The sequence below is a fragment of the Devosia sp. P3_B2 genome (assembly GCF_056402875.1).
In genome coordinates this window covers 52,304-67,579 of record NZ_JBFUGO010000016.1, presented here as the reverse complement: position 1 = coordinate 67,579, position 15,276 = coordinate 52,304, and the positions used below count along the sequence as shown (strand labels likewise).

The following is a 15,276-nucleotide window of genomic DNA, read 5'->3' as shown; positions in this document are numbered from 1 at the left end:
AACGAGCAAGAAGGCTTGGCGTTCCTCAGCCACCCAATGCGAGCCGAGCGAGGAATACCGCGCCCACCCCCGCCACCATGGCGACGAAGAGGCTGCGGCTGAGCACGTAGGCCACGAGCGTCACCGCTGCGGCGATGCCCTCGGCGGGGCCGCCGCCGGCAATGGCGGGCGCCACGAGCGAGGCCAGCACGGCGGCCGGGATGTGCTTCATCCAGCTCGCGACGAAGCCGGTGCGGGGCAGGCGGTCAGCCAGCAGCAGTCCACCGGCGCGGATCGCGAATGTCACCGCCGTCATCCCCAGGATGGTGATCAGGGCCTCAAGCGAGATCGACATTGGTCCTGCCTTTGCGCGTTTCAACGATCGCGCCCGCGAGGCTGCCGAGCAGGCCGCCGATGATGATGTACCAGTTGCCCGGGATCAGTTTCGCCGAGACGATGGCGGCGAGCGCGGCCACCAGCCAGGGGATCAGATCGCCCTTGCCCTTCCACATGCCGAGCAGCAGCGCGAGAAAGGTGGCAGTGAAGGCGAAATCGAGCCCGTACTTCGTCGGGTCGTCGATGACAGAGCCGAGGAGGCGGCCAGCCAGCGTCGAGCCCACCCAGGCGATCCACGAGCAGAAGCCGGAGCCGATCAGGAAGGCCACCGAACCGCGCCCCTTGGCGACTTCGCCCATGGTCATGGCCCAGTTCTCGTCGGCCACCAGATAGACCGAGAAGATGGCGCGGAGCGGCGAGAGATGGGTGGTCAGCGGTCGCAGCGTTGCCGTCATCAGCAGCATGCGGAGATTGACGATAGCGGTGGTGATGACGATGGCGAGGATGGGCAGATTGCCGGGCGTCCAACTATCGAGAGCGACGAACTGGCTGGCGCCGGCGAACACCAGCCCGCTCATCAGCAGTACCTCGAGCACGCTCATTCCCGCCTGGCCGGCGAGCACGCCCCACACCACGCCATAGGCGGCGATGGAGATGGCGACAGGAAAGAACATGCGGACGCCGAGCCAGAAGTGCGCGGGTCCGCTGTGGGGGGCGGGTGCATGCATGAGCGGAAACTACCTCAGATCGAGCGCTGCGCGCGATGACATCTGGTGATTGTCTCCATTTATCGCGGTGATGCCGGTTAGAGCGCGCGGGTCATGCCGCCATCGACGAGGAGGCTCTGGCCGGTGACGTAGGACGCGTCGTCGGAGAGGAGGAAGGCCACGACTTTCGCCACTTCCTGCAACTCGCCATACCGCCCGACGGGGATCTTCTGGCGGCGTGCCTCGACGGTGTCGTAGTTGTCGAGAAAGCCGGGCAGCACGGCGTTCATGCGGATGCCGTTGGGGCCGTAGCGGTCGGCGTAGAGCTTGGTCCAAGCCTGGAGGGCGGGCCGTAAAGCAGACGACATGGGCATCGCGAGGTCGGGAGATTTGCCGGCAAAGCTCGAAATGTTCACCGCTGAGCCATGGTTATTTGCCAGGAAGTGAGGGGTCACGAGGCGCATCAGGCGGACCGGGTTGAGGACGATCATATCGAAGCCGTCCTGCCAGGCATCGTCGGCCATGGTGCCGATGTCGCCGGTGGGGACGTGGCCGGCATTGTTCACCACGGCGTCGATACGGCCGTGGGTGTCGAGCGTGGTGGTGACGAGGCGCTCGAGGTCCGCGGGCTCGGTGAGCGAGCCGCGGACGGCAGTAGCGGAGAGCTTGGCCGCGACAGTTTCGACCTGCTCGGAACGGGCGAACAGCACCAGCTCGTAGTTGCGGGACGCGAGCTCGCGGGCGATGGCGGCGCCGATGCCCTGGCCGGCTCCGGTGACGATGGCGACGGGTTTGGTCATGGGCGGCACGCTACACGAGGCGCAGCACTTCGGTGATGAGAGTTGTTGATCGCATCTATTCGCCATGGTGATCGGCGAGCACGACTAGGCCGGTCATCATTGTCCTTGCCCTGGTCGAGCAAGGCCGGCTTGAAGCGCCCGGGCGTTGACCGGCGGTCGGGGCGGGTTTAGAGAACCGCCGGTGCGTTCATACCCCATCGTGCTCCGACCCGCCTGCATCTTCAGCTGAGATGTGAAGTGGCCCGCCTCGCGACCCGGTCGACAGACCGGCCGCTGGTCATTTGGGGCCCAACGCCGTCGCATACTTTGTGGGTTTCGGAGTTCATTCGATGAACAATCTCTCTAGGCCGCTCTGGCAGCGGTTCCTCGTCTTCCTCGTGCCGCTGATGCTCAGCAACATCCTGCAGTCGCTGTCGGGGACGATCAACAACATCTATATCGGGCAGATGATCGGGGTGGAGGCGCTGGCCGCCGTCTCGGTGTTCTTCCCGATCATGATCTTCCTCATCTCGTTCGTGATCGGGCTCGCCTCGGGCGCCTCGATCCTGATCGGGCAGGCGTGGGGCGCCAAGAATATCCTCAAGATCAAGGAAGTGACGGGCACGACGCTGACCGTCGGCTTCCTGATGGGGCTCGTCGTCGCGGTGTTCGGCGGGTTCTTCGCGCAGAACCTGATGGAGCTGCTGGGCGCGCCGGCCGATATCGTGGCGCAGGCGACCGCCTATGGCCGGATCGTGCTCATCGGCATGCCGGGTTTCTTCATCTTCCTCCTCATCACCTCGATGCTGCGAGGTGTCGGGGACACGGTGACGCCGCTGCTGACGCTGATCTTTTCGATCGGCGTGGGGCTGGTGGTGACGCCGGCGCTGATCCAGGGCTGGTTCGGCCTGCCGCAGATCGGCGTCCTGGCGGCTGCGGTGGCGTTCATCGCCGGCTTCGTCGTGGTGCTGATCTTCCTCTACTTCTACCTCAATGCCCGGAAGAGCCCGATGGCGCCGGACGCCGAGCTGTTCCGGCACCTGAAGGTGGATTTCAAGCTCCTGGGGCTGATCCTCAAGCTCGGCATTCCTGCCGGCGTCTCCATGGTGGTGTCGTCGATGTCGGCCATCGTCATCGTCGGCATCATCAACCGCTTCGGCTCCAGCGCCACGGCGGCCTATGGCGCGGTCAACCAGGTGATGAGCTATGTGCAGTTCCCGGCCATGTCGATCGGCATCGCCGCCTCGATCTTTGCCGCGCAGGCGATCGGGGCGCGCCGCTTCGACGATGTCGAGAAGGTGACGCGCACGGCGCTGCTGATGAACCTCATCGTCACCGGCGCGCTGGTGCTGATTGCGTACCTGTTCTCGCAGCATCTGGTGCGGCTGTTCATCACCGACGAGGAAGTAGTGCAGGTTGCCGAGCGGCTGCTGCATATTGTGCTGTGGAGCTGCCTCGTCTTCGGCTGGGGCTCGGTGTTCTCGGCAGTGATGCGCGCCTCGGGCGACGTGTGGATCCCGATGGCGCTGTCGCTGGCGGCGATCATCCTCGTCGAGGTGCCGGCGGCGCTGACGCTCAGCCACTTCTTCGGGCTCGAGGGCGTGTGGTGGGGCTATTGCCTCAGCTTCACGGCGCTGCTCACTTTCCAGGCCACCTACTATTTCGGCTGGTGGCGGAAAAAGGAAATCACGGCGCTGGTCTAGCCACATTTATGCCCCTTGACTTAGAGCGCGCTCGAACTCCTAGCCTTGGGCGCGTCGTGGCAAGGAAGGCATCATGAAGATCGGTGAACTGGCCAGGCGTTCGGGACTTACGGCTCATACGATCCGCTACTACGAGCGGATCGGATTGCTGCCTTACGCCGACCGGAACCAATCGAGGCAGCGCGACTACGATGCGTCGATCCTCACCTGGATCGAGTTTCTCGGCCGCCTGAAGGCGACCGGGATGCCGATCCGGGAAATGCTGCACTATGCAGGCCTCCGGGAGCGCGGCGCCCCAACAGAAATGGAGCGCCGCGAGATGCTGGAAACGCATCGCGAGCGCGTCCGCGCCCGTCTCGCCGAACTCACCGATTGCCTTGCCATCCTCGACACCAAGATCGCCGGCTATGCCGGCACTACGAAGAGGATGAAGGAATATGACGCAGTACTCCCAGAGCGCCGAGAACGGCCTACAACTACGCGCCGGGCAAACGCCGGGCGGTGACAGTGGAGCCATCGACATGAAGTCGCGAAAACTCGGCGCGCACCTCACCGTTTCAGCAGTCGGGCTCGGCTGCATGGGGATGAGCCATGCCTATGGCGGGCAGGACGAAGCCGACGCGATCCGCACGCTGCACCGAGCGGTGGAGCTTGGCGTGACGTTCTTCGATACGGCCGAAGTCTATGGCCCGTTCGAGAACGAAATCCTCGTCGGCAAGGCGTTGAAGCCGTTCGGGAACAAGGTGGTGATCGCCACCAAGTTCGGCTTCCGAATCGATCCGACCAAGACCGGCACGAATGCCATGGCGGGGGTCGATGGGCGGCCCGAACATGCGCGCGAAGTGGCGGAAGCATCGCTGAAGCGGCTGGGTGTCGAGGCGATCGACCTGTTCTACCTGCACCGTCTCGACCCGCAAGTGGCGATCGAGGACACCGTCGGCGCCATGGCGGAACTGGTCCGAGAGGGCAAGGTGCGGGCGCTCGGCCTGTCGGAGGTGGGTGCCGACATCATCCGCCGGGCGCACGCCGTCCATCCGATCTCGGCGCTGCAGAGCGAGTACTCGCTGTGGACCCGCGACCCGGAGGGCGACATCCTCGACGCCTGCCGTGAGCTTGGGATCGGCTTCGTGCCGTTCAGCCCGCTCGGTCGCGGCTTCCTCACCGGCAAGATCCAGAAGCCGGAGGATTTCGGCGACGGCGATTTCCGGCGCACACTGCCCCGCTTCAGCGAAGAGAACATGGCCACCAATGCCGCGCTGGTGAAGGTGCTGGAGGAGATGGCGGCGGACAAGGGTGTGACGGCGGCTCAGCTGGCGCTCGCCTGGGTCATCGGCCAAGGCGATTTCATCGTCCCCATCCCCGGCGCGCGGCGGATCGCGCATCTCGAGCAGAACGTCGCTGCGGCCGGCATCGTGCTGTCGGCGGATGAGCTCAGGACGCTGGGTGAACTGCTGTCGCCGGAGAAGTTCGCCGGCAAGCGATATGGCGATAGCGGCGCGTGGGTGGCCAAACGGTAGGCTAGGGTGCGGGCCGGGCCAGCACGTCCCAGGCGGCCATGGCGCCGTCGATGACACGATCGAGGGCGGCGCCACCGGCGCCGTCTCGCGCCTGGAGGGCCAGGCCGTTCAGTACCGTGGTGTAGAACTGCGCCATGCCATCGGCATCGGCGCCCTCCGGCACATCGCCATCGATCATCCCCTTCCTGATCCGCGCTGCGAACGAGCCCGTCGAGGCGTTGCGCAGCATCGCCAGATGCGCCCGCACTTCGGCATTCTGCGGCGGGCCGACTGCGGCCGCGAGCACGATCATGCAGCCACTGGGGATACTGGGATCGGCGTAGGTCTCGGCGTTGCTGCGCAGCAGGGACTCAATCGCGCCACGTGCCGTGGGCACGTCGCCGAGGGTCGGCCCGTAGGTGCGGATGTAAAGGTCGAGCGCCTCGTAGAACAGTTGCTCCTTGTTTCCGAAAGCGGCGTAGAGGCTCGGCTTGCCGATGCCCAGCGCCTCGGCCAGGTCGCCGACCGAGGTGCCCTCATAGCCGCGCTCCCAGAACAGGCGCATCGCCTGGTCCAGGGCGGCATCTCGATCGAACTCGCGGGGGCGGCCTGCCAAAATCGGGTTTCCGGATGATTGTCTACCGATCAGTATAAAATTCTTGACGCTGCATCGCAACCGTCATAGCCAATTGTGTACCGATCGGTAGAAAATGGAGATCCGATATGACTGACCTCGAACTGTCCGGCCTCGTGGCCCTCGTCACCGGCGGCAGCCGCGGCATCGGCGCGGCCACCGTGCTGGCGCTGGCCAAACAGGGCGCCGACGTCGCCTTCACCTTCCAGCGCAACGGCGAGAAGGCCGGCGAGATTGAGCAGCAGGTGACGGCGCTCGGCCGGCGTGTGCTCGCGATGCGGGTCGATTCGGCCGATCCGGACGCGGTGATCGCCGCCGTTGACCGGACCGTCGAGGCATTCGGGCGGATCGACATTCTCGTCAACAATGCCGGCACCGGCACCGGCGGGCCGTTCGGCGATGTCACGGTCGAGACCTTCGACCGGCTGTTCGCGATTCACGCCCGCGCCCCGTTCTTCGCCGCGCAGGCGGCGGCAAAGCACATGGGGGCGGGCGGGCGGATCATCTCGATCGGCACCAACATGGCGAGCCGCGTCGCCGGTCCGGGGCTCAGCCTCTATGTCGCGAGCAAATCGGCGCTGGGCGGCATGACGCGGGCGCTGGCGCGCGAGCTGGGCCCGCAGGGGATCACCGTCAACACCGTCGATCCGGGCTCGACCGACACCGACATGAACCCGGCCGATGGCCCGATGGCGCCGTCGCAGATGGGGCTCAATGCGCTCGGTCGCTTCGGGGTCGTCGAGGATATCGCCGCAGCGGTGGTGCATCTTGCCGGCCCGGGTGGGCGAAGCATCACCGGGACGTCGATCCTCGTCGACAGCGGCTTCAACGCCTAACGGGTGCGTCCCCAGCGTTCGAGCCAATCGACCGCGAACGCCACGATCTCATCGGCGGGGACGAGCACCGAGCTCGCCTCGCCGATCTTGGCGCGCTTGCCACGGCCGGTGGTCAGGAACTCCTCGACGATTTCGGCGAAATAGTCGTCGGGCAAACCGTCTGGCGGCTCGCAGGTGTCGAACTCCTCGAACCAGCGCCAGACTTTCTCGCCATCGACGAGGATCGGCGCCTCGTAGCGAAGGATGCGCTTGTCGGGGAAATCGGCCAGGTGCTCGGCGTGGTGCAGCAGCGTCATGGTGTCGAGCGGCGCGCCGAGCATCAGCACCTTGCCCTTGGCCTCGACCAGTTTGCCAAGCGGCGACTGCGGGCCATAGCCATAGTCGAGCGCGTGGTCGGCAGTGAACCATTCGGCCTCGCCGCCGATCGCCGCCATTGAAGCGCCGGCGCTGGCGCTGCGCAGCGCGCCTGGCGTGGTGCGGATCAGTTCAGGCCAGAAGCCGTTGTCGCGGATCGAGCGTGAGCGCAACGGATCGAATGCCGGGATATGCTCGCGCATCGCCGGATCGTCGCGGATCTCGTCCTCGAGTTGCCAGTCGGCATAGCCGAGCACGGTACCGGCAGGCCCGACGACGTCGCGCATCGCGTCGAGGATGTCGTCAGGGCCGCCCACGATCTTGCCAACCTTGCGGAGTGCGGCGTGCACCAGAACGGCGTCGCCGTCGGCGAGGCCGATGGCTCTCAGGTCCTCAGCGAGGCTCGAACGGGTCGAGACCCGGCTGCTCACCTAGCGGCGCCGGCGTAGCGCCGCTCCGGCGGGAGCTGCTCGGTGGCGCCTTCATGTATCGCGTCATATTCGTGGCGGGCGCTCTGCACCTCGCCCTGGTGCTCGGCCGCCCAGTTCCACAGCGCGTCGAGCGGCTCGGTGAGGGTGCGGCCGAGATTGGTCAGCTGATATTCGACGCGCGGCGGGATCTCGGGGAACACCGTGCGGGTGACGAGGCCGTCGCGCTCGAGATTGCGCAACGTCAGGGTCAGCATGCGCTGCGAAATGCCGCCGATGGCATGGCGCAACTCGTTGAAACGCATGGTCTTGCGCGTCAAGTAGCCGACAATCATGACGCTCCACTTGTCGCCGATGCGATTGAGGATATCGCCCATGGCGTTGCAGGTTTCGACTTTTTCCGGGGAACCGAGGGCCATCGGAGTGCCTTCCAGTTGAAATTGTTGGTTACCAATATAGACGCAGTTACCGTTTGTGCCTAGGGGTAGGCCCGGATGTAGCCGAGTGCGGGAGAAGCGTATGTCGTCACGGATCGAAACCCTGGCCGATGAACTGACGCTGGAGGAGCAGGTGAGCCTGCTCTCGGGCGAAGATTTCTGGTCGCTGCCGGCTATTGAGCGGCTGGGCATCGGCAAGCTGCGGGTCACCGACGGGCCGAACGGCGCCCGCGGTGGCGGTTCGCTGATCGGCGGGGTGAAATCGGCGGCGTTCCCGGTGGGGATCGCGCTTGGCGCCAGCTGGAATGTACGGCTGCTCAATGAGATCGGCACTGCGCTGGCCGATGAAGTGAAGTCGAAGGGCGCGCATGTCAGCCTCGCGCCGACGGTGAACCTCCATCGCTCGGTCAGCAACGGGCGCAATTTCGAGTGCTACTCGGAAGATCCGATCCTCACCGCCAGCCTTGCGGTCGGCTATATCGAGGGCCTGCAGGGGCAGGGCGTGTCGGCAACGATCAAGCACTTCGTCGGCAACGAATCCGAGATCGAGCGCACCACGATCAGTTCCGAGATCGACGAGCGGGCGTTGCGCGAACTCTACCTCGTGCCGTTCGAGTGGGCGGTGAAGAAGGCCGGAACCTGGGGCATCATGAGCTCGTACAACAAGCTCAACGGCACCTACACCAGCGAGAACCCGTGGCTGCTCGACCAGGTGCTGCGCAAGGAGTGGCACTACGACGGCATCGTGATGTCGGACTGGTTCGGCTCGCACTCGACCGCCCCGACGGTCAATGCCGGGCTCAACCTCGAAATGCCTGGCCCGGCGCGCGATCGCGGGGCGAAGCTGGTGGCTGCGGTGGAAGCGGGCGAGGTATCTCGCGAGACGTTGCGGAGCCGCGTGCTCGATATTCTCAGGCTGATGGAGCGCACGGGTGCGCTCGACGATCACAGCGAATGGGTAGAACGGGCCGACGATCGCGCCGAGCATCGGGCGCTGATCCGGCGCGCCGGTGCCGAGGGCGCGGTGCTGCTGAAGAACGCGGGCGAGGTGTTGCCGCTCAGCGGCGAGGGCAAGATCGCGGTGATCGGGCCCAATGCCAAGGTGGCGCAGATCATGGGCGGCGGCAGCGCCCAGCTCAACCCGCACTACCGGGTGTCGCCGTGGGACGGACTGGTCGCGGCGATGGGCGAGGATCGCCTGAGCTATGCCGCGGGCGCTGGCAACAACCGCTTTGAGCCGCTCCTTCGCGGGGCGCTCGCGGTCGACTACTTCGCCAGCGAGGACCTGAGCGGCCCGGCCGTGTTTTCCGAGACGCTGGAGGAGGCGCAGACCTTCTGGATTGGCCGGGTGGCCGACGGGAAGGTCGATCCGCTGCATTTCTCGGCGCGGCTGACGGGGACGTTCACGCCCGAGGCCAGCGGCGAGCATCGCGTCGGCATCTACAGCGCCGGGTTCTCGCGCGTCTTCGTCGACGGCAAACTGGTGGCCGATGCGTGGACCAACTGGAGCAAGGGCCGCACCTTCTTCGAAGAGGGCTGCGACGAGGTGGTGGGCACCATCCGGCTCGAAGCCGGCCGTTCCTATGACGTGGTGATCGAGTTTGCCACCAAGGCTTTCGCGACGCTGGGGCTTGCCGCCTTCGCCGCCGGCATCGGTCTGCCGCTTGGGGACGAGGCCATCGCTGAAGCCGTCGCCGCGGCGCGGGATGCCGAAACGGCGCTGGTGTTCGTCGGCCGCAATGGCGAGTGGGACACCGAGGGCAGCGATCTCGGCTCCATCGTGTTGCCGGGCCGGCAGGATGAACTGCTCGCGGCGGTGGCGGCGGTGAACCCGCGCACCGTCGTCGTGCTGCAGACCGGCGGGCCGGTCGAGATGCCATGGCTTGGCGACGTCGCGGCGGTGCTCGAGGCCTGGTATCCGGGGCAGGAGACGGGCAACGCCATCGCCGATGTGCTGATCGGCGCTGCAGAGCCCGGTGGCAGGCTGCCGCAGAGCTTTCCTGTCAAGTGGGCGGACAATCCGACCAACTCGCAGGATCGCGAGATCTATCCCGGCCTCGACGGCAAGGTGCGCTACGAAGAGGGCGTGTTCATTGGCTATCGCCACTACGACCGCCAGGGCATCGCGCCGCTGTTCCCGTTCGGCTTCGGGCTGGGGTACACGAGCTTCGCGGTGTCGGATCTGGCAGTGGATGCGAGCCGATTTGAGGCCGCCGGCAAGGTGAGCGTCTCGGTGACGGTGACGAACACCGGCCGCCGTGCCGGCTCGGAGGTGGTGCAGGTCTATGTGTCGGCGCCCGACGCGTCGGTGCCGCGGCCGGAGAAGGAACTGAAGGCGTTCGAGAAGGTGCACCTCGGCCCCGGCGAGCGGCAGCGGGTGACGCTGGAACTCGATGACCGGGCCTTCGCGTACTATCGGACGGAGGCGCAGCACTGGCTGGTCGAGCCGGGGCGGTACGTGGTTCGGGTGGCGCGGAACGCTGGAGATGCGGGGCTGTCGGCAGAGGTCGTGCGGCAGGACAGGATGTTGCTGCCTGTGTGATCGACGCAACGGTGGCGTGGGCCGACCCCCACCCCTGTCCCCTCCCCCTAAGAATGGGGAGGGAGATTCTCACACTGATATCGAGACTATCGTCTCCCTCCCCCTGTTGAGGGGGAGGGGACAGGGGTGGGGGTCGGTTCGCGCCAGCCCCCGGTTCCCTCACGCCGCCTTGCCATACTGTGCCGCGTGCATGCCGACATAGTATTGCAGGTTGTCGTCCGCCAATCCCAGCCCGTCCATCACCGCGACCATGAAGCTCACCGGCGACACGCCCGCCGCGGTCACCACCTTGCCGTCGGTCACCGCCGCCGGGGTGTCTCGGTACAGCGCCTTTCCCTTGTAGCCGGTGGCATCGAGATAGCCGTCGCCGTTGCTGGTGTGGCGGATGTGGTCGAGCAGCCCGGCCCTGGCGCCGGCCACCGTGCCGTCGCAGATCAGCCCGATCAGTTTGCCCTCAGCCTTGGCGGCATTGAGCAGCGGCGCCATATCCGGAGCCTCGGGCGTCTGCCAGATGGCGCCGCCGCAGACGATGATCGCGTCGTAATCGGCGACATCGACCTGCTCCAGCGCCAGCTGCGGCGTGACCGTCATGTTGCCCGATGAGGTCACGGGCTTGCCGCCGGGGGTCGCGTACTTGGTTTCCACCTTGTAGAAGCTGTGCGCCACGGCGTTGAGCAGCGTGGTCTCCCAATCGGCGAAGCCTTCGGTGAGGATGGTCAGGATGGTGGTCATGTCGTTTCTCCTTGTTCGATGCGAGAAGGCTAACGCCACGCGGCACCGGTTTTTGTCAGCAGCGGTCGGAAACTGAATGGCTAAGCGGTCCGAACGGTTGCTCAACCTGATGCAGGCGCTCCGCCGCCGGCGCCGTCCGGTGACGGGCGCGGTGCTGGCCGAGGAGATGGGCGTGTCGCTGCGCTCGGTCTATCGCGACATCGAGACGCTGAAGTCGATGGGCGCGGCGATCGACGGCGAGGCGGGCGTCGGTTTCCAGCTTCGCGCCGAGCACTTCCTGCCGCCGCTGATGTTCACCGACGAGGAAGTCGAGTCGCTGGTGCTGGGCCTTCGCGGGCTGATCTACGGGCCGGACAGCGAGATGGCGGCAACTGCGCGCGATGCCTCGAGCAAGATCGAGGCGGTGCTGCCGCGGGCCAAGCGCGACGAGATGCTGTCGGTCGGGCTGTTCGTCATCCCGCCGCGCGAGGTGGACGAGGCCAACCCGCTGGCGCGCCTGCGCCGGGCCCTGCGCGAGGAGAAGCAGGTCTGGCTCGGCTATCGCGACAAGAGCGGCGCGACCAGCGAGCGCACGGTCTATCCAGTGGCGCTGGGCTACTTCGAAGGGCACCAGACGCTGGTCGCCTGGTGCACACTGCGCAATGACTTCCGCAACTTTCGCGTCGACGGCATGACGGCGCTCGAACTCCTCGACGCCGGACTACCGGAACCGCGCCGAACCCTGTTCCATCGCTGGTCCAGCGCCCGAAATCTGCCGGATTTGACCTAGATGGGAAGCCGCCTTGCTTCAAAATCATTTGAGCAGCAGCCGGCGGCAGTTGAGCGGCGCAGAGCGCGTTGCTAGAACCCTGCCGACGCCGGGACCATTGCACTTCGGAGGCGCCTTGCTCGCGCAGTTTCGCCGGCGCATCGTCGCCAGCCTGTTGATCATCCTCGCCGTCCTCGGGACCACTCCCGCATGGGCCACTCCGCTGCTGCTCGTCGACGCCGACACCTTCGAGGTGCTGTACGCCGAGGATGCCGGCGTGCCCTGGCATCCGGCCTCGCTGACCAAGCTGATGACCGCCTATGTGGCCTTCGCCGCCATCAAGGCGGGCAAGGTGACGCTCGACACCAAAGTGAAGATCTCGAAAAACGCCTGGAACCAGGCGCCGAGCAAATCCGGGCTGAAGGTCGGCTCCTCGGTGACGATGAAGGACGCGCTCTATATCCTCGTGGTCAAGTCGGCCAACGATATGGCAGTGGCCGTCGCCGAGACCGTCTCGGGCTCGGTGCCGGCGTTCGTCGAGGAGATGAATGGCATGGCGGAGGCCATGGGCCTGTCGGCCACCCACTTCGTCAATCCGCATGGGCTGCACAACGAAGGCCAGGTGACCTCGGCGCGCGATCTCGCCATCCTGGCGCTGATCATCCGGCGCGATTTCCCGGAATATCTGCCGATGTTCGGCACCGAAGCGGTGCGGCTGGGCAAGGCCAAGCTCGAATCCAACAACGGCCTGCTGGAACATTTCGCCGGCACCACCGGCATGAAGACCGGCTATGTCTGCTCCTCGGGCCTCAATATCGTGGCGACGGTGGAGCGCGGCGGCCGCTCGATGCTGGCCGTGGTGCTGGGCGGCTCGTCGGCGCGTGAGCGCAACGAGATGACGGCCGAGCTGTTCCTGCGGGGCTTGTCCGGCGCGATCACCGGCACCGGGCAGAACGTCGTGCAGCTCAAGAACATCGCCTCGCCGCCGGTGGACATGCGGGCGCAGATTTGCGGCAAGAAGGCCAAGGCCTACGTGGCGGAGCGCCAGGCGGCGTTTCCGATGGGGCTGAAGGGCCATCCGAGCTATCTCACCGACGAGATCGACGGCGTGGTCTACTCCGCAACAGATCTCGGCATCATGGTCGACGACGTGCCACTGCCGCGCCCGCGTCCGGCATGGGCCCCGGCAGCCGTGGCGCTGGCCGACGACTGAGCGAACGCTCAGCCCTTCACGATCTCAAAGCGCATGATTTCGGCCTCGCTGCTCACCGAGCAGGCGTGGCCGTTCTGCCTGCAGAACAGCGGGATATCGATCTTTGCCATCGGGTCGGTGGCGAGCAAGACGAACGAAGCGCCCGTCGCCAGCTGCGACAGGCGCTTTTCCATTTTCAGCACCGGAAGCGGGCATTTCAGCCCGCGGCAGTCGATGGTCTCGATGTCAGTCGTCAAGCACGAGCACCCAGTAGACGCCGTGCGTCGAGTTCGGGTCGTAGGCGACGCCGAGGCCCGCGCGCTTGGCGGTCGGATCGGCGATCGCCCCCGCATCGGCCGGCACGGCGCGCCAGCCGGAGAAGACTTCTGCGAAGGTGGTGTAGCCGGCGCTGAGCCGCATCACCACGGCGCCGGGCGGTAGCGCCGGCTGTGCCCCGCTCTTGGCGTAGTTGGTGGCCAGCGTCTGCGCGGTGCCGTCGAGCACGGTGTCGCCACGCACATCGGCAGCGCCCTGGGCGCGACGGAAATCGTTGAGCAGGAACAGCGCCTCGACCCGGTTGAGCTTGGCGCCCGGCTGGTTCATCGGGGCGGAAAGGCCCGGCGACAGCTGACCGCCGCCGCCACCCATCGAACAGGCCGCGAGACCCGCGGCGAGTACCGCGGCAAGCGCGATACGGGGGAGGGTGGTGTGACCCTTCGTGATCATGGCGTCGGACTCCTTGCACGGCCGGAGAAGTCCGGCATGGCCTCATGCAGCTGGTGACCCCGATGAGATTCGAACTCATGGCCTCAGGATTAGGAATCCTGCGCTCTATCCTGCTGAGCTACGGGGTCGCCGCTTGCCACATAGCAAATGCCGGGCGCGGTGCAAACCACCGTTCCGGCGGAACAGGTGGGCACGGCACATTCCTCCCCATGCGCCAGCCGCCGGTGGGGCTGTTCGTCGCGTCTTGAAAGCGGTTGCAGGCGTGCTACTCACGCCCGGCCTGCGATGGCCGCAGGGTTTCAGGATGCACCGATGAGTGACAAGATTTCTGCCGAACTGTTTCTGGCCGACGAGAAGAAGGCGTGGTTCAAGCACGACCGGTTCGGCATGTTCATCCATTGGGGCATCTACGCGCTCGCGGCCCGGCACGAGTGGGTGAAGAACCGCGAGGAAATCGACGACGCGGGCTACCAGAAGTACTTCGAGAACTTCGATCCCGACCTCTACGACCCGAAGGAATGGGCGCGCCGGGCCCGTGAGGCAGGGATGAAATATGTGGTGCTGACGGCCAAGCACCATGACGGGTTCTGTCTGTGGGACAGCCAGGCGACCGACTACAAGGCGACCAACACGCCTTACGGCAAGGACCTGCTCAAGCCGTTCGTCGAGGCGTTCCGGGCCGAGGGGTTGAAGATCGGCTTCTACTACTCGCTGCCCGACTGGCACCATCCCGACTTCACCATCGACATGTACCATCCGCTGCGCAACCGCGAGGAATGCGGCCGAGCTGAACGCCGGCCGCGACATGACGCGCTATGCCGCCTATCTGCGCCAGCAGGTCACGGAGCTGCTCACCGGCTACGGCAAGATCGACATCATCTGGTTCGACTTCAGCTATCCGGGCCGCACCTACAAGGGACTGCCCGGCAAGGGCCGCGACGACTGGCAGAGCCTCGAGTTGTTGAAGCTGGTGCGAAAGCTGGCGCCCGACATCATCGTCAACAACCGGCTCGATCTCGAGACCGACGTGCCGGACATGATCACGCCCGAGCAGTACACGCCGCGCACCCCGCCGATGGTCAATGGGCGTGAGGTGACGTGGGAGATGTGCCAGACGTTCTCGGGCTCATGGGGCTACTACCGCGACGAGGAGACGTGGAAGAGCCCGGAGCAGCTGATCCAGATCCTGATCGACGGCGTGGCGCTGGGCGGGAACCTCTTGATGAATGTCGGGCCGACCGGGCGCGGCACGTTCGATCACCGCGCCATCGATGCGCTCGACGCCTATGCCGGCTGGATGAAGCTGCACAGCCGCGCCATCTACGGGGCCGGCCGTTCCAGCTACACGGCGCCAGATGGCTGCCGCTATACCCAGCGCGGCAACCGGCTCTATCTCCACATCTACAACTGGCCGAACCGCTACCTGCATCTCGACGGGCTGGCGGGCCGGGTCAAGTTCGCGCAGCTCCTCAATGATGCGAGCGAAGTGCAGTGGATCGGCGCCCACACCGATCCGCATTTCGTCCCGCCGGTCGGCCAGACCACGCTGACGCTCGACCTGCCGGTGAAGAAGCCCAACGTGGTGGTGCCGGTGGTGGAGCTGGTGCTGAAGGAGGACTGATCCGGGCGGAACTTCAGTTGGCCGCT

The 15,276-nt window shown here is 66.0% G+C and carries 16 protein-coding genes, 1 tRNA gene and 1 pseudogene; 8 read left to right on the top strand and 10 right to left on the bottom strand.

Annotated features, from left to right (window positions below; genetic code table 11):
• Positions 1 to 25 precede the first annotated feature (25 nt).
• The 3 genes from AC1DV8_RS20755 to AC1DV8_RS20745 all read right to left on the bottom strand — a co-directional run bounded on the left by AC1DV8_RS20755 (position 26) and on the right by AC1DV8_RS20745 (position 1,822).
• Positions 26 to 334 carry an AzlD family protein gene (locus AC1DV8_RS20755; protein ID WP_477147969.1) on the bottom strand — a complete coding sequence of 103 codons (309 nt, stop codon included), beginning with the start codon at positions 332 to 334 and terminating at the stop codon, positions 26 to 28.
• Positions 318 to 1,043, bottom strand: a complete 726-nt coding sequence (locus AC1DV8_RS20750; RefSeq protein ID WP_477158744.1) for an AzlC family ABC transporter permease — start codon at positions 1,041 to 1,043, stop codon at positions 318 to 320. The genes AC1DV8_RS20755 and AC1DV8_RS20750 overlap by 17 nt, the downstream gene beginning before the upstream one ends.
• Positions 1,044 to 1,120: 77 nt before the next feature.
• A complete protein-coding gene (locus AC1DV8_RS20745; protein ID WP_477158743.1) occupies positions 1,121 to 1,822 on the bottom strand; it encodes an SDR family oxidoreductase in 702 nt (233 codons plus the stop codon).
• Positions 1,823 to 2,151: 329 nt separating this feature from the next.
• On the opposite strand from AC1DV8_RS20745, the gene AC1DV8_RS20740 reads away from it, so the two are divergent.
• From AC1DV8_RS20740 to AC1DV8_RS20730, 3 genes are all read left to right on the top strand, one after another.
• The gene (locus AC1DV8_RS20740) at positions 2,152 to 3,504 is read left to right on the top strand and encodes an MATE family efflux transporter (protein ID WP_477158742.1); all 1,353 of its coding nucleotides are present in this window, start codon (positions 2,152 to 2,154) and stop codon (positions 3,502 to 3,504) included.
• Between the two features lie 73 nt (positions 3,505 to 3,577).
• Complete coding sequence (locus AC1DV8_RS20735) at positions 3,578 to 4,009, top strand: MerR family transcriptional regulator (RefSeq protein WP_477158741.1); 432 nt, start codon at positions 3,578 to 3,580, stop codon at positions 4,007 to 4,009.
• Between the two features lie 16 nt (positions 4,010 to 4,025).
• Complete coding sequence (locus AC1DV8_RS20730) at positions 4,026 to 5,021, top strand: aldo/keto reductase (protein ID WP_477158740.1); 996 nt, start codon at positions 4,026 to 4,028, stop codon at positions 5,019 to 5,021.
• 1 nt (position 5,022) lies between these two features.
• Here AC1DV8_RS20730 and AC1DV8_RS20725 read toward each other — a convergent pair whose 3' ends face one another.
• Entirely contained in the window at positions 5,023 to 5,616 is a 594-nt protein-coding gene (locus AC1DV8_RS20725; protein ID WP_477158739.1) for a TetR/AcrR family transcriptional regulator, read from the bottom strand.
• Positions 5,617 to 5,723: 107 nt separating this feature from the next.
• Between AC1DV8_RS20725 and AC1DV8_RS20720 the strand changes: the two genes are divergently transcribed.
• Complete coding sequence (locus AC1DV8_RS20720; protein ID WP_477158738.1) at positions 5,724 to 6,470, top strand: SDR family NAD(P)-dependent oxidoreductase; 747 nt, start codon at positions 5,724 to 5,726, stop codon at positions 6,468 to 6,470.
• Here AC1DV8_RS20720 and aac(3) read toward each other — a convergent pair.
• Both aac(3) and AC1DV8_RS20710 read right to left on the bottom strand, forming a co-directional pair.
• Positions 6,467 to 7,255, bottom strand: coding sequence for an aminoglycoside 3-N-acetyltransferase (gene aac(3) / locus AC1DV8_RS20715; protein WP_477158737.1), 789 nt, complete (start codon positions 7,253 to 7,255; stop codon positions 6,467 to 6,469). The genes AC1DV8_RS20720 and aac(3) overlap by 4 nt on opposite strands.
• A complete protein-coding gene (locus AC1DV8_RS20710; RefSeq protein WP_477147961.1) occupies positions 7,252 to 7,671 on the bottom strand; it encodes a winged helix-turn-helix transcriptional regulator in 420 nt (139 codons plus the stop codon). The genes aac(3) and AC1DV8_RS20710 overlap by 4 nt, the downstream gene beginning before the upstream one ends.
• A gap of 100 nt (positions 7,672 to 7,771) precedes the next feature.
• Between AC1DV8_RS20710 and AC1DV8_RS20705 the strand changes: the two genes are divergently transcribed.
• Positions 7,772 to 10,231 (top strand): beta-glucosidase H, encoded by a 2,460-nt coding sequence (locus tag AC1DV8_RS20705; protein WP_477158736.1) that lies wholly within the window; start codon positions 7,772 to 7,774, stop codon positions 10,229 to 10,231.
• A 159-nt stretch (positions 10,232 to 10,390) separates the two neighbouring features.
• On the opposite strand, the gene AC1DV8_RS20700 is transcribed toward AC1DV8_RS20705, so the two are convergent.
• Entirely contained in the window at positions 10,391 to 10,963 is a 573-nt protein-coding gene (locus AC1DV8_RS20700; RefSeq protein WP_477158735.1) for a DJ-1/PfpI family protein, read from the bottom strand.
• A 76-nt stretch (positions 10,964 to 11,039) separates the two neighbouring features.
• Between AC1DV8_RS20700 and AC1DV8_RS20695 the strand changes: the two genes are divergently transcribed.
• Positions 11,040 to 11,732 (top strand): helix-turn-helix transcriptional regulator, encoded by a 693-nt coding sequence (locus tag AC1DV8_RS20695; RefSeq protein WP_477158734.1) that lies wholly within the window; start codon positions 11,040 to 11,042, stop codon positions 11,730 to 11,732.
• A 115-nt stretch (positions 11,733 to 11,847) separates the two neighbouring features.
• The gene (locus AC1DV8_RS20690; RefSeq protein ID WP_477147957.1) at positions 11,848 to 12,924 is read left to right on the top strand and encodes a D-alanyl-D-alanine carboxypeptidase family protein; all 1,077 of its coding nucleotides are present in this window, start codon (positions 11,848 to 11,850) and stop codon (positions 12,922 to 12,924) included.
• A gap of 8 nt (positions 12,925 to 12,932) precedes the next feature.
• Here AC1DV8_RS20690 and AC1DV8_RS20685 read toward each other — a convergent pair whose 3' ends face one another.
• From AC1DV8_RS20685 to AC1DV8_RS20675, 3 genes are all read right to left on the bottom strand, one after another.
• Positions 12,933 to 13,160, bottom strand: coding sequence for a sulfurtransferase TusA family protein (locus AC1DV8_RS20685; RefSeq protein ID WP_477158733.1), 228 nt, complete (start codon positions 13,158 to 13,160; stop codon positions 12,933 to 12,935).
• Complete coding sequence (locus tag AC1DV8_RS20680; RefSeq protein WP_477147955.1) at positions 13,150 to 13,629, bottom strand: CAP domain-containing protein; 480 nt, start codon at positions 13,627 to 13,629, stop codon at positions 13,150 to 13,152. Before AC1DV8_RS20680 ends, AC1DV8_RS20685 begins: the two co-directional genes overlap by 11 nt.
• Positions 13,630 to 13,680: 51 nt before the next feature.
• Positions 13,681 to 13,757: transfer RNA gene (locus AC1DV8_RS20675), tRNA-Arg, on the bottom strand.
• A 184-nt stretch (positions 13,758 to 13,941) separates the two neighbouring features.
• On the opposite strand from AC1DV8_RS20675, the pseudogene AC1DV8_RS20670 reads away from it, so the two are divergent.
• Positions 13,942 to 15,250, top strand: a pseudogene (locus AC1DV8_RS20670) (alpha-L-fucosidase).
• The last annotated feature ends 26 nt before the right edge of the window (positions 15,251 to 15,276 follow it).

Excerpts from the sequence above, each read along its gene's own strand:
- AC1DV8_RS20755 (WP_477147969.1), bottom strand. The coding sequence starts at position 334 with ATGTCGATCTCGCTTGAGGCCCTGATCACCATCCTGGGGATGACGGCG.
- AC1DV8_RS20750 (WP_477158744.1), bottom strand. The coding sequence starts at position 1,043 with ATGCATGCACCCGCCCCCCACAGCGGACCCGCGCACTTCTGGCTCGGC.
- AC1DV8_RS20745 (WP_477158743.1), bottom strand. The coding sequence starts at position 1,822 with ATGACCAAACCCGTCGCCATCGTCACCGGAGCCGGCCAGGGCATCGGC.
- AC1DV8_RS20740 (WP_477158742.1), top strand. The coding sequence starts at position 2,152 with ATGAACAATCTCTCTAGGCCGCTCTGGCAGCGGTTCCTCGTCTTCCTC.
- AC1DV8_RS20735 (WP_477158741.1), top strand. The coding sequence starts at position 3,578 with ATGAAGATCGGTGAACTGGCCAGGCGTTCGGGACTTACGGCTCATACG.
- AC1DV8_RS20730 (WP_477158740.1), top strand. The coding sequence starts at position 4,026 with ATGAAGTCGCGAAAACTCGGCGCGCACCTCACCGTTTCAGCAGTCGGG.
- AC1DV8_RS20720 (WP_477158738.1), top strand. The coding sequence starts at position 5,724 with ATGACTGACCTCGAACTGTCCGGCCTCGTGGCCCTCGTCACCGGCGGC.
- AC1DV8_RS20710 (WP_477147961.1), bottom strand. The coding sequence starts at position 7,671 with ATGGCCCTCGGTTCCCCGGAAAAAGTCGAAACCTGCAACGCCATGGGC.
- AC1DV8_RS20705 (WP_477158736.1), top strand. The coding sequence starts at position 7,772 with ATGTCGTCACGGATCGAAACCCTGGCCGATGAACTGACGCTGGAGGAG.
- AC1DV8_RS20700 (WP_477158735.1), bottom strand. The coding sequence starts at position 10,963 with ATGACCACCATCCTGACCATCCTCACCGAAGGCTTCGCCGATTGGGAG.
- AC1DV8_RS20695 (WP_477158734.1), top strand. The coding sequence starts at position 11,040 with ATGGCTAAGCGGTCCGAACGGTTGCTCAACCTGATGCAGGCGCTCCGC.
- AC1DV8_RS20680 (WP_477147955.1), bottom strand. The coding sequence starts at position 13,629 with ATGATCACGAAGGGTCACACCACCCTCCCCCGTATCGCGCTTGCCGCG.